The organism is Bacillus sp. 11C (genome assembly GCF_055486375.1).
On sequence record NZ_JBUPVZ010000004.1, the window covers coordinates 149,526 to 162,547 of the forward strand.

Sequence of the window (13,022 nt, forward strand, 5' to 3'; positions counted from 1 at the left end):
CCAAAAAGCCATCCCCACAATGCTTTTCAAAAATAGCGGGCTACCTTCCATTTTTACTATATTCACTAAGGAGTTGCTATATTCCTGCTTTTCTTTTTAATATTTTTATAAAATAACCATATGTTCAATTATTCAAAGAACATGTGATCATCATTGATCAAGATCCGGTCAATTTTGACAGCCTTTTTCGTTTGGTCGTCGATGTCAATGACAACTCCGCTCAGCGTTGTTTTTCCTTCAGCGACAGTAAAGCGGACTGGAAGGTTCGTTTTGAATCGCTTAATAATCGTCTCTCTGTCCATCCCCAGTATACCGTCATATGGGCCAGTCATCCCTACATCAGTAATATATGCCGTACCCTTTGGAAAAATGCGGCTATCCGCTGTTTGCACATGTGTATGAGTTCCGACGACAGCTGATGCCCGGCCGTCTGTATACCAGCCAAGTGCGAGCTTTTCACTTGTCGCTTCGGCATGGAAGTCGATAAAAATGTACGGTGTTCTTTTCGCAGCTTCGGCAATCAACTCATCCGCTTTTAAAAACGGATCATCAAGCGGCGGTAAAAACGTGCGTCCTTGTAAATTAATGACGGCAAGCTCTTTGCCGTTTGCTTTCACATATGTGATCCCTTTTCCCGGTGTTCCTTCTGGAAAGTTTGCAGGGCGAACCAAGTTCGGAACGTCATCTATAAAATCGAAAATTTCTTTTTTGTCCCATGTGTGGTTCCCCATTGTGATTGCATCGGCGCCAGCCTGGATTAAGCTGTGATAATTTTTTTCCGTCAGGCCTTTTCCATGTGCGGCATTTTCACCATTAATAATAGTAAAGTGAGGCTTATATTTTGATTTTAGCTTTGGTACATATTCTTTGACCATGTCACGGCCCGGTGAACCGACAACATCTCCGATAAATAAAATTCTCATTTTGTAAAAATCCTTCCTATTCTTCAAAATTCTTTGGCCGTCAAAAAAATAAAGTGATGCTTAGCGCATCACTTTATTTTGCATACTCAACGGCTCGGGTTTCTCTGATTACTGTCACTTTAATATGACCTGGATAATCGAGCTCGTCCTCAATTCGCTTACGGATATCTCGCGCCAGTCGATGAGCTTCAAGATCATTAATTGAATCCGGCTTCACCATAATACGCACTTCGCGGCCAGCCTGAATGGCAAATGATTTTTCAACACCTTCGTAGGACTCAGAAATTTCTTCGAGCTTTTCAAGTCTTCGAATATAATTCTCGAGCGTCTCACTTCTTGCGCCAGGTCTTGCAGCGGAAAGCGCATCTGCTGCCGCTACCAGCACAGCGATAATGGAAGTCGGCTCTTCATCCCCGTGGTGTGATGCAATACTGTTAATCACGACTGGGTGCTCTTTATATTTAGTCGCAAGCTCAACTCCGATTTCAACGTGGCTTCCTTCTACTTCGTGGTCAATTGCTTTTCCGATGTCGTGAAGTAGGCCTGCACGTTTAGCAAGCTTTGCGTCTTCTCCAAGCTCCGATGCCATTAGACCGGCCAAGAATGCGACTTCCATGGAATGCTTAAGCACATTTTGACCATAGCTTGTACGGAACTTTAAGCGGCCGAGAATCTTGATGAGATCTGGGTGGAGGCCATGAACGCCAACCTCAAATGTCGTTTGCTCACCCATCTCACGAATATAGTCATCGACCTCGCGGCGAGATTTTTCTACCATTTCTTCAATACGTGCCGGATGAATACGGCCATCCTGAACGAGTTTATCAAGAGCAATCCTTGCTGTCTCACGTCTGATCGGATCAAATCCGGAAAGAATGACAGCTTCAGGTGTATCATCAATAATCAGGTCAATTCCTGTCAGCGTTTCAAGCGTACGAATGTTACGCCCTTCCCGTCCGATGATACGTCCTTTCATCTCATCATTTGGAAGATTAACAACTGATACCGTTGTTTCAGCAACGTGGTCCGCTGCGCAGCGCTGTAAGGCGAGTGAAAGAATGTTTTTCGCTTTCTTATCCGCCTCTTCTTTCGCGCGGTTTTCAGTTTCTTTTGTCATGATGGCGATGTCATGTGAAAGCTCGTTTTCAACCCGTTCAAGAATGATTTGTTTTGCCTCATCACGAGTCAGACTCGAAATTCGTTCCAACTCTGACTGCTGCATACGAATCATCTCATCCACTTTGCTTTCCATCTCTTCAATATGTTGTTGTCGTTCATTCAGAGAATGATCTTTCTTCTCCAACATCGCTTCCCGTTTATCAATTCCCTCATGTTTGCGATCAAGGTTTTCCTCCTTTTGGAGTAAACGGTTTTCTTGTTTTTGAAGCTCATTTCGTCTTTCACGAACTTCCTGTTCAGCATCTATTCGAAGTTTGTGGATTTCATCCTTTGCTTCAAGCAGAGCTTCTTTTTTCAGTGCTTCAGCATCACGCTTTGCATCTTCAAGAATTTGCTCGGCTGCACCGCGTGCGCCCGCAATTTTCGCTTCGGCAATGGTTTTACGAACAAAGTAGCCAACAACTAAACCGAGTAGAATCAGCAAAATGGAGATGAGAACCATCATAATTGGGGTCATACTTTCACCTCCTCTTGCTATGAACTTGGTTGTTGCTTAAATAAGTGTCGGCATGTACATTGTCTAGTTTTCTCAACATACAGAACCTTCACAGGGAATGAGTATTTTCATCGCCCTTGTCAAGTTTAAATGGTTTAACAATCATGTTAAAAAAACAAATGTTACAACTTCATTGTAAATGTGTCGGAAATACTTGTCAAGCTTGCCATCTTAACGTTTGCAGACCAGTTGCCTTTTTGGTGCTGCGTGCAATCCTTCCCAAAAAAAGATCATGAATCACTCTTGATTCAGAAGCTGGTATATTTTATTGTTCACTTGGCCCAGTTTAGCGTTATTTTGAATGTTCGACAACAAAATAACAATGGTTTGCCCAGATTTGCTAAAACTGTTCAAGATGTTGAAGCCCGGCATGACACCATGGTTTGAATAGCTCCCGGGAGCAATATAAAATCCCATACCGTATGTGGAGCTGCTCCCCGGCGTAAACATCTTTTCATAGCTTTTTTGCGAATACAGTTTTCCGTCTATCAACGCTCGGTCAAATTTGTACATATCTACAGCGCTCATATAGATATCACCGGCTCCATACAGCTGGGATAAATCGGGCATATATGGTGTAATTGACCTTCTGGCCTTCAGCTTATAACCGACAGCCGGATAAGGTTCTTTATGATATGTTTTGTAAAAGCCCGCATGCGTCATCCCCGCCGGTTTAAAAATATGATTCGTTATGTATTGTTCATAGGACTCACCGCTTGCTTCAGCAACAATATAAGCGAGAACAGAATAGTTGGAATCCTGATAGTCCCATACGCCCGGCTGACGTTTGATTCCCTGACGTTCTATGTCTTTTATTAAATCGTCCGGAGTGATTGCCCCGTTACCCTCAATATGTCCGTTTATTCCCGATGTATGTGTGAGCAGATTCTTCAAAGTAATCGTTTGTCCGTTAGGGAATTGAGGTAAATACGTGCTTACCGGATCACTTGTCTGAAGTTTCCCCTTTTCCTCAAGCTGCAAAATAGCGGTTGCAATCAGCGCTTTTTGTGACGAACCGACATAAAAAGATGTCAAAGGATTATTGTAAATGTGATGTTTACGGTCTGCATAACCAAAACCTTTATGAGTTACGATTTCTCCATTTCTGACAATCATGGCTGTTCCGCTGAAACCGATCTCATTTAAATAATTGCTGATTTTTTGATTGCGGTCCACTGTTTTGATTTGTTCCTCTGTTTTTTTGGCGGTTTTCTTTTTAGCCTCTTTTTTCTGACCGGTATCTGAAACTGCTGCAGTTTCTTGAGATGGCTCGTTCTCTTCACTATCTCGATGAAGCGCATTCCAAATCGAAAAGCAAATCATCGCCGCTAAAAAACCAAGCAAAAGTTTGCCTCTTTTATTTAGTTTTTTCCGTCTGCGTTTCGCAGTTCTTCTGCTGGTTGGGCTTGTCATTTATTTTTTCCTCCCAAAATAAATAAATCCATTTTGCACACGTTTTGTTAGACGAATGAGTCACTGAAAAAGTTGTCAAAAAAAGCAATATTTTTATCATTTTTTACAAAAATAAAAAGGCTGAGTTTTTCACCCAGCCTTTTGTATCATTTCAAACTGATTTTATTTTTATTCTTTAAATTCTAATTCTTCTTGTGCCTCTTCAGCTTGCTGCACTGCTCCGTTATTATCCAAGCCATAATGTTCGCGAATTTGCTCCTGGATCATTAGCATGATATCTTTATTTTCTTTCAAGAATTGTTTTGCATTTTCACGGCCTTGTCCAAGACGCTCTTCTTCATAAGAGTACCATGAACCGCTTTTTTGCACGATATCAAGTTCAGTTCCAAGATCAATGATTTCGCCTTCTTTTGAAATGCCTTCTCCGTACATAATATCAACTTCGGCTGTACGGAACGGCGGTGCCACCTTGTTTTTCACGACTTTGATTTTCGTTTTGTTCCCCATTACGTCGTTGCCTTGTTTCAGCTGTTCAGCACGGCGCACTTCTAGACGTACGGAAGAGTAGAACTTCAGCGCACGGCCGCCGGGAGTTGTTTCCGGGTTCCCGAACATAACACCGACTTTTTCACGAATTTGGTTAATGAAAATCGCGATTGTCTTCGATTTGTTAATGGCTCCTGAAAGCTTACGAAGCGCTTGAGACATTAAGCGTGCTTGTAAACCAACATGCGAATCTCCCATGTCGCCTTCAATTTCCGCTTTCGGAACGAGAGCCGCCACAGAGTCGACAACAACAATGTCAACTGCACCGCTTCGAACCAACGCTTCCGCAATTTCAAGCGCCTGCTCGCCTGTGTCAGGCTGAGACAGTAAAAGCTCTTCGATGTTGACACCGAGCTTTTGCGCGTATACCGGGTCTAACGCATGCTCTGCATCGATAAACGCGGCTTGTCCGCCCTGCTGCTGAACCTCAGCAATCGCATGAAGCGCCACAGTTGTTTTACCCGAGCTTTCAGGACCGTATACTTCAATAATCCGTCCGCGCGGATATCCGCCAATTCCTAGTGCCGTATCAAGAGTGAGGGAGCCGCTTGGGACAGTAGAAATTCTTGTATCTGTCTTTTCTCCCAGTTTCATAATGGAACCTTTGCCGAACTGTTTTTCTATTTGTTTAAGAGCCATATCTAAGGCTGCCTGACGATCACTCATTCTATTTTTTCCTCCTTTATGTTACCACTACATATACTATACCCTGTTTGAAGGGATTTGCCAAGAAAAAAGCGAACGCATATTCGGATTTTTTCTTGGCGTGATTTCTATCAAAATACCATAATGGATCAGAGAAATCATGTTTTCTTAGGAGGATAATGTGCTGAAAATATTATTTTTGTTCTAAAAGCTTCAAGATTAAATGGCAGCCGTATTTGGCGCCGCGTTTTCTGATTCCCGTTCTGGAACCCGCAAAGTGAAACTCGTGAACCTCTTCTTTTCCATTTGCTGAAATGCCGATAAACACATGTCCAGGCTCATGCCCTTCTTGCGTATCAGGACCTGCTACACCGGTAAAGCTGATGCCGATATCGCTGCCAGTGAGCTTTTGAACACCCTTTGCCAGCTCTGATGCGCACTCCTTGCTGACCGCCCCAAAACAGTCTAAAGTGTCATTCTTGACGCCAAGCACATGCTGCTTCACGTCGTTTGAATAGCAAACAACGCCGCCGGTAAATAGTGTTGAAGCACCGCTAAGATCCGTCAGCCATTCAGAAAACAGCCCGCCGGTAAAGCTTTCTGCGGCGGCAATCGTAATGCCTTTTTCCTTACATGCTTTAGAAAGCTCTTTTACAAGGGAAGTATCATCGTAGCCATAGAAAAATTCCCCGACACGTTCTAAGATAACAGCCTCTGTTTCTTTTAACAGACGCTCCGTTTCCTTTTCGTCAGCATGTTTGGCTGTCAGACGCAGCGTTACCTCTCCGTCAGCCGCCAAAGGAGCGATTGTCGGGTTCGTTTGCGCATCAATAATATCTTCCAAGTCAGCTTCAAGCTGAGATTCGCCGATACCGAAAAAGCGAAGAACGGTTGATACAATTTTTTCATTTGAGCCCATCTTTTTCAGCAGAAGAGGTTTTGCCTCGTTTTCAAACATGGGACGCAATTCGCTTGGCGGCCCAGGAAGAAGCATATAAAAGCGCGAATCGTGCTCTGTGAGCATTCCCGGCGCCATTCCGAAGTGATTCGCCAGTACGTCAGATCCTTCGATCACAAGCGCCTGTTTTCGGTTATTAGGTGACATCGTTCGTTTTGTCCGTTTGAAATAATCCTCAATGGATTGGAACGCTTCATCATTTAATACGAGCGGACGGCCCAGTACATTTGCAATCGTTTCTTTCGTCAGATCATCTTTTGTCGGTCCGAGACCTCCTGAAAAAACAATGAAGTCAGATCGTTCTTCAGCAGTACGGATGACCTGCTTCAGCCGCTCCGGATTATCTCCGACTGCTGTATGATAAAATACGTTCACTCCGATTTCAGCGAGCTGTTTGCTGATAAATTGAGCATTTGTATTGGCGATTTGGCCAAGCAGCAGCTCAGAACCGACTGCAATAATTTCTGCTTTTTTTGGAAATTCCATGACGTAAGTCCTTCTTTCTTAATTAGATGTTTTCAGCGCTTCCCAATTTTTGGAGAAGTATTCCCAGCCTGAAACGACAGTAAAGAAGACGGCTACCCACAGCGCCAAGTCAGCAAACGGGAATGACACAAGTTCAAACGGAAGATTATGAAGAAGCAATGCGGAAACCGCAATGATTTGTGCCCAGGTTTTAATTTTACCAAGCATATTAGCTGCTACGACTTCTCCAGTTCCGGCTAAGACAAGCCTTAAACCTGTCACGGCAAACTCCCGGCTGATAATCACAATGACCATCCAAGCTGGAGCAAGATCAAATTGAACAAGGATAATTAACGCTGCGGATACAAGCAGTTTGTCCGCAAGCGGATCAAGAAATTTCCCGAAGTTTGTCACGAGATTCAGCTTTCGGGCATAATACCCGTCCACCCAGTCTGTTGTCGCTGCAACAATAAATAGAATGGCGCCCGCCAAGTGTGCGACTGGGATCGATTCGTCTCCAAATTCGAGCCTGCCCCAGTCAAACGGCGCCAGCATGATCACCATGAAGATTGGGATTAATGCGATTCTAGCTAGTGTGATTTTATTTGGTAAGTTAAACATAAAGCCCCTCCAATTTCATACTCGGACGTGAAGAAAAGTCACCTGGTAATTAAGATGACTTTTCTTCCTTTTTATTTACAATCTTTATGGTTTGTGCCATCACATCTTTCGGATCAAGTTCATAGGAAAGAACCTTACCGTTAATTTTTATTTTCAGATTAGGTGCATATCCGGTGCGGATTTCAACTTGTTTCTGATCGGTTATGTCTTTTTTATAGGTTTCGTCTTTTTTCAGCGTTCCCTCTTTTAAAGAGCTGCTGTTTTCATCGCGCACTCGAATCCAAGAGCTGTCTGATGCCTTCAGTTCAAGCTCGATTATATCAGCGCCGGACACTTCATAAGTTGTTAACGATCCTTCAGTGCCAGTTGCTTTAATCTCCAGTTTATCACTGTCACTTTCTTCTTTTTTATCTTCATTTTCTTTTGTTTCTTTTTTAGTGTCAGCCTCTTTTTCAGAGCTGTTATTTTGATTCTCTTTTAGCGTTGAATCTTTAGGGATTTCGTACTTGCTTTCACTTTGCGTAATTGATTTTTCCGAAGCTGAATGATTATTATCGCTGCTTTTATGATTCGTAAATTGTATGATCGCGTACACAATCGCAATCACAACAATTACACCTAGAATCACAAGTATCGTTGGCAGCAGTTCCAGCGCCTTAGATGCCGACTTTGGCATCTCCTTTTGAAGCTTCATGCCCGAGATCTTTTCAGACACATCGTCATGATACGTATTCGGGATATCTTTTTTATGCTCCTCAAACAGCTGATCGGCATCAAGCCCGACGGCTTCGGCATATTGCTTGATGAATGCCCGAACATAAAACTTCCCCGGAATAATGTCATAGTTTCCTTCCTCCAAGGCGGTTAAATACCTTTTTTGAATCTTTGTTGCCGCTTGGAGATCATCCAATGACATTGCTTTTTCCTCTCTGGCCTCTTTCAGCCGGATTCCTAGTTCAGTCACAACAAACACCTTCCAATTTTAAAAATCAAAGCTTGAAAACCCGGATTGATCAAACAGTTGGGGTTCCTCAGCATGTTCATATGTAATAACCTCATCGGGGCCATTTCTCAGTTCAATAATATAATCAAAGTCATCTAGTGTATACTCTGTGTTTTGAACGAATATGTCAGGATGCTCCACCACTTTTGTTGCAGGCAGCCTCATGATTTCTCTGACCAGCTGGAGATGGCGTTCTGACCCTCTTCGTGTTGATACAATTCCATCAACGATAAAAACATTTTCAGTGCTGTATTCATCGGCAATCAGCTGGCTTCTTATTGTCTGCTTCAGCAAGGTTGATGACACAAACAGCCACCTTTTGCTTGCACACACGCTGGAGGCCACGATTGATTCCGTTTTTCCGACACGCGGCATACCTCGGATTCCGATTAATTTATGGCCTTCTTTTTTGAACAGTTCGGCCATAAAATCGACTAATAAGCCTAGCTCGTCTCGTTCAAAGCGGAACGTTTTCTTGTCATCGGCATCCCTTTGAATGTAACGGCCGTGACGTACGGCAAGACGGTCGCGAAGCCTCGGTTCTCTCAGCTTCGTTACTTTAATTGTTTCCATCGTTTTTAAGATTGATTCTAATCGTTTAATTTGATCTATATGGCGGCACCTGAGGAGCATTCCCCTTCTGGAAAGATCGACGCCGTTTATCGTTACGATGTTAATAGAAAGCATCCCAAGAAGAGATGAAATATCCCCGAGCAGTCCGGGGCGGTTCACTTGAATTTCATATTCAAAATACCATTCGAGCTTTGCCAAATGATATACCCCCTTCATTGTGGCAAAATTTTACCTTCCTTTATCATAAAGCATTTTTCTCTAATTAGAAAGAAGAATGTTGCTGTGATGAGGAAAACATAAAAAAAGAGAGGAAAAATCTCCTCTCTTCCTAGTGAGTGCTGTTATTTTCAACAAGCTTAACCATCATATTGGCAATAGCGTGCTGTTCATCTTTTGATGCTACGCTCCAAAGATCTGCCAGCACTTTTTCCTGCTCGTTTTTAGATTCCACTTCATTAGCCAAGTAACCGCCGATTTCTGTCGCAAGTTCTGTAATGGTATCCTGGCTCATGCCTTTATCTTGCGCATAGTTCAAACGGTCGCCAAGGAAGTTTTTCCAGTTATCCCAGTTTTCTAATACTGACATGCTCGTTTCCTCCATTTCATGTGAAGTTACAAGATTATTGTGTCCTTCGCAAAAGAAACTATACACCGAATATTTTCGGATCAGCAGTGCCAGCCGCCATTCACCGACAGAATTTGGCCGGTGATATATGACGCTTTTTCAGACAGGAGAAAAACTGTTGCATCCGCAATTTCTTGCGGCCGGGCCAGTCGGCCGATCGGGATCTCATCAGCGATCTCTTCTTTTTCAGACGGAGTAAATTGATTCATCATATTTGTATCAACCGCGCCCGGCGCTACAGCGTTTACTCTGATTCCGCTTGGCGCCAGCTCCTTAGCCAGTCCTTTTACAAACGAGTGTTGAGCTCCCTTTGCCATACTGTACAGCACTTCACAAGATGCACCAGTCTCTCCCCAAATAGAACTGACAGCCACAATCGCTCCTGTTTTATTCCGGATCATGCCTGAAAGAAGGTTTCTCGTCAACATATACGGACTTGCCACATGGAGCTGAACCATTTCCTGGACCGTTGCATTATCTACATCTGTAATCAACCCAAAATGGCTTCTGCCGCTATTTAAAATAATGGCATCAACCGGCTGAACAATTGATCTTGTCAGCTTATCTGCTCCTTCCGGTACGGACAGATCGGCTTGCAAAATCTCAGCATGAACGCCAAACGCCTCTCTTAGTTTTTCAGCAAGCTCCGATGCTGCGTTTTGATTTGTATTGTAATGCAGCAGCAGATTGTATCCCTCTGCCGCAAGCGTTTCGCTTATGCTTTTACCGATGCCGCCGCTTGCTCCGGTGATCAATGCTGTTTTTTTCATCCTCTTTCCTTCTTTCCGCAGAAAAACACCCCTCACACAGGAGGGATGTTTTGTTATGATTTGGGAACAACCTTACAGACAGTCAATCTGTCTGCAGCAATTTCCTCTTGTATGACTTGCCGGACATCTTCGAGGGTAATTTGCTCGAGAACCGATACGACGTCAAACAGGCTCATATCCAAGAAAGCATAACGGGTAAATTGATTGGCGATGTATTCAGGTGAATTCAGCGCTTTTAGAAATGTACCGATCTTTTTCTTTCTGGCAAGTTCAATCTTTTCAGCAGTAATCAATTCACCGGCGCGCAGAAGCATGCTTGAAATGTCTTCAGCCAATTGATCAGGTTCGGGTGTATCGCCGCCGATCGCCGCAAAACCGAACCCATATTCAGCAGTAAAATCAAAGCTGAACGTTTCGTCAATATACCCTTTTTCATAAAGTGATTCGTACTGGGCAGAGCTTTTGCCGAAAAGAGATTCAAGCAATAAGTTCATTGAAAGTTCATGCTTTAACAGCTCTTTCCCTAATTTAAACGGATTCTTTGATTTCAGCCCGACAAGGCATTTCGGTCCCTGCACATTCATTTTAATCTCTTTTTCTTTCCGGAAAACCGCTTCTTGCTCTTTTACTTCTTCACGTTTGATCTCCGGCTGGTCTGTATACGGCTTTCTCTCCTGATTTTCTCTTACCTGAGAAATGATCGCTTCAGGATCTACAGGACCGACAATGAAGAGGAGCATGTTACTCGGGTGATAAAACGTTTCATAGCATTCATAAAGATTGTCTTTTGTAATATGTGAGATGCTTTCCACTGTTCCCGCTATGTCAATTCTGACAGGATGTTCTTTGTACATGTTTTCAATGACCCCGAAGTAAAGCCTCCAATCAGGGTTGTCGTCGTACATGTTAATCTCCTGCCCGATAATCCCTTTTTCCTTTTCAACCGTTTTTTCAGTAAAATACGGATCCTGCACAAAATCGATCAGCGTCTCTAAATTGCGTTCAACATTCGATGTGCTTGAGAAAAGATAAGCCGTTCTTGTAAATGACGTAAACGCATTAGCAGAAGCGCCCTGTTTGCTGAAATCTTGAAAAACGTCTCCATCCGCTTTTTCAAACAGCTTGTGCTCAAGAAAATGAGCGATGCCGTCCGGCACGTGAACCATTTCATTTTTACCTAAAGGGACGAATCGGTTATCTATAGAACCATACTTTGTAGTGAAAACCGCATACGTCTTGTTGAAGCCTTTTTTCGGCAAAACGTAAACGTCAAGGCCGTTTGTCATTTTTTCATGGTACAGCGTCTCCTGAAGCTGTTCATATTTGATTGGTTTGATCAAGATGCACCCTCCGTCCCTTTTAAGAAATAAGTCGTATCAAGCTGAATCTTTTCGCCGGCTTTCATGATATCCTCTTTTGTGACCTGATCAATATTGGCGAGAAAGTCTTCGATTGGAATATCGACTTGGGCAGCAGCCTGCTGATATAAAAATTCAGATAGACCGTACGCAGTATCAATGGTTTCTAGCACTTGATTTCGAATGACAGCCTTTGTCTGAGCGATATCCTGCTCACTGTATTCGCCGTTTTTCATTGCCTGAAATTGCTCAGTAATAATAGAAACAGCCTGTTCATAATTTTTCACTTCAATGCCTGACATCACCATTAACAAGCCTTTAAAACTTTCTATACGCGAAGCGGCGTAGTATGCAAGACTGGCTTTTTCCCGAACATTGATGAAAAGCTTGGAGTGAGAGAATCCGCCAAACAGCCCGTTAAACACTTGCAAGGCAGGATAATCCTGATCCGTATAAGTGATACTGGTGCGGTAGCCAATATTCAACTTCCCTTGTTTGACATCTTCATCATCAATTACTTCTTTAGGCTGTGCGTTTTGCTCAGAGTGATTGTTTTTAATCATGCCAAGGGTGCGCTCTTCTGTTTGAAAATACTTGTCAATTGACGCTTGCACTTGGTTACTGTCCACATCGCCAACGACATAAAGATCAAGCTGGTCTTTTTGGATAGCGCTTTGGTATGTTTCATATAATTGATCAGCTGTAATGGCATCGACATCTTCCATTTCCCCATTGACATGGAGCGCGTAAGGCTCATTTTTGCACATTTCCTGTATCAGCCTTAAATTCGAGTAGCGCATTTTATCATCATAGACCGCTTGGATTCTCTGCTTGAGCGTCCGTTTTTCCTGAGCCACATATTGTGATTGAAAAGCGCCCTCCTCCAGAGCAGGTGAAAAGACGATTTCTGCGAGAAGCTGCAGTCCTTTTTCAAGAAGCGGCGTTTGATTTTTTAAATATTTTTCATTCGGGATTTCAAGCCTGAACGTAATGACGTGCCGCTCTCCTTTTTTCGAAAGATCAGCTGAAACGGACGTGCCGTACAGTTCATCTAAATAAGAACGTAATTCTGCGGTTTTCGGATGGCTTTTTGTTCCGCGAAGGAGCACATGCGGGAGCAGCGCCCTTTTGGTGACTTGCTCCTTTGTCAGCGGCGCAAGCATTTTAAAAATAAGCGAGACGGTTTTGAATTTTTCTGTTTCTACAATGTGCGCGGTTAAACCGCCATGCTTTGTTTTGATTTCATTTACATATGACATATGGAACCTCCTTCGTTCATTTCTTATTAGTATGTATTATGACCCATTTTCAGCATACGCAGAATCACTCTTTCATGTAATTATAGCAACTGTAGGATTTATAAGGAAATAATAACCTCCGCCAGACAAGACGGGGGCTGTATCGATTCATCCTTTTTGATTTGAAAGGCCGCCGCCGAATAGCCGCA

Annotated in this window: 12 protein-coding genes; all 12 read right to left on the reverse strand. The window is 43.2% G+C overall.

The annotated features are described in order from the left end of the window. Positions 1 to 128: 128 nt before the first annotated feature. The 12 genes from ymdB to yfmF all read right to left on the reverse strand — a co-directional run bounded on the left by ymdB (position 129) and on the right by yfmF (position 12,834). The gene (gene ymdB / locus ACY3LV_RS07715) at positions 129 to 923 is read right to left on the reverse strand and encodes a 2',3'-cyclic-nucleotide 2'-phosphodiesterase (protein ID WP_333560408.1); all 795 of its coding nucleotides are present in this window, start codon (positions 921 to 923) and stop codon (positions 129 to 131) included. A gap of 73 nt (positions 924 to 996) precedes the next feature. Continuing rightward, on the reverse strand, positions 997 to 2,559 hold the full coding sequence (rny, locus tag ACY3LV_RS07720; protein ID WP_003221010.1) for a ribonuclease Y: 1,563 nt from the start codon (positions 2,557 to 2,559) through the stop codon (positions 997 to 999). Between the two features lie 276 nt (positions 2,560 to 2,835). Further along, complete coding sequence (locus tag ACY3LV_RS07725; RefSeq protein WP_333560409.1) at positions 2,836 to 4,011, reverse strand: serine hydrolase domain-containing protein; 1,176 nt, start codon at positions 4,009 to 4,011, stop codon at positions 2,836 to 2,838. Between the two features lie 168 nt (positions 4,012 to 4,179). Further along, entirely contained in the window at positions 4,180 to 5,223 is a 1,044-nt protein-coding gene (gene recA / locus ACY3LV_RS07730) for a recombinase RecA (protein ID WP_333560410.1), read from the reverse strand. A gap of 172 nt (positions 5,224 to 5,395) precedes the next feature. Further along, entirely contained in the window at positions 5,396 to 6,646 is a 1,251-nt protein-coding gene (locus ACY3LV_RS07735) for a competence/damage-inducible protein A (RefSeq protein ID WP_464863606.1), read from the reverse strand. Positions 6,647 to 6,664: 18 nt separating this feature from the next. Beyond that, positions 6,665 to 7,246 carry a CDP-diacylglycerol--glycerol-3-phosphate 3-phosphatidyltransferase gene (gene pgsA / locus ACY3LV_RS07740; RefSeq protein ID WP_087991656.1) on the reverse strand — a complete coding sequence of 194 codons (582 nt, stop codon included), beginning with the start codon at positions 7,244 to 7,246 and terminating at the stop codon, positions 6,665 to 6,667. 49 nt (positions 7,247 to 7,295) lie between these two features. After that, positions 7,296 to 8,210, reverse strand: coding sequence for a cell shape determination protein RodZ (gene rodZ, locus ACY3LV_RS07745; RefSeq protein ID WP_464863607.1), 915 nt, complete (start codon positions 8,208 to 8,210; stop codon positions 7,296 to 7,298). Between the two features lie 18 nt (positions 8,211 to 8,228). Beyond that, positions 8,229 to 9,020 carry a DUF3388 domain-containing protein gene (locus tag ACY3LV_RS07750; protein ID WP_087991654.1) on the reverse strand — a complete coding sequence of 264 codons (792 nt, stop codon included), beginning with the start codon at positions 9,018 to 9,020 and terminating at the stop codon, positions 8,229 to 8,231. Positions 9,021 to 9,150: 130 nt separating this feature from the next. Next, positions 9,151 to 9,408: a DUF3243 domain-containing protein gene (locus ACY3LV_RS07755; RefSeq protein ID WP_087991653.1), complete on the reverse strand. Its 258-nt coding sequence runs from the start codon at positions 9,406 to 9,408 to the stop codon at positions 9,151 to 9,153. An 80-nt stretch (positions 9,409 to 9,488) separates the two neighbouring features. Next, positions 9,489 to 10,217 carry an elongation factor P 5-aminopentanone reductase gene (gene ymfI / locus ACY3LV_RS07760; RefSeq protein WP_464863608.1) on the reverse strand — a complete coding sequence of 243 codons (729 nt, stop codon included), beginning with the start codon at positions 10,215 to 10,217 and terminating at the stop codon, positions 9,489 to 9,491. A gap of 53 nt (positions 10,218 to 10,270) precedes the next feature. Further along, complete coding sequence (gene yfmH, locus ACY3LV_RS07765; protein ID WP_464863609.1) at positions 10,271 to 11,557, reverse strand: EF-P 5-aminopentanol modification-associated protein YfmH; 1,287 nt, start codon at positions 11,555 to 11,557, stop codon at positions 10,271 to 10,273. Beyond that, positions 11,554 to 12,834 (reverse strand): EF-P 5-aminopentanol modification-associated protein YfmF, encoded by a 1,281-nt coding sequence (yfmF, locus tag ACY3LV_RS07770; RefSeq protein WP_148961792.1) that lies wholly within the window; start codon positions 12,832 to 12,834, stop codon positions 11,554 to 11,556. Before yfmF ends, yfmH begins: the two co-directional genes overlap by 4 nt. Between the last annotated feature and the right edge of the window lie 188 nt (positions 12,835 to 13,022).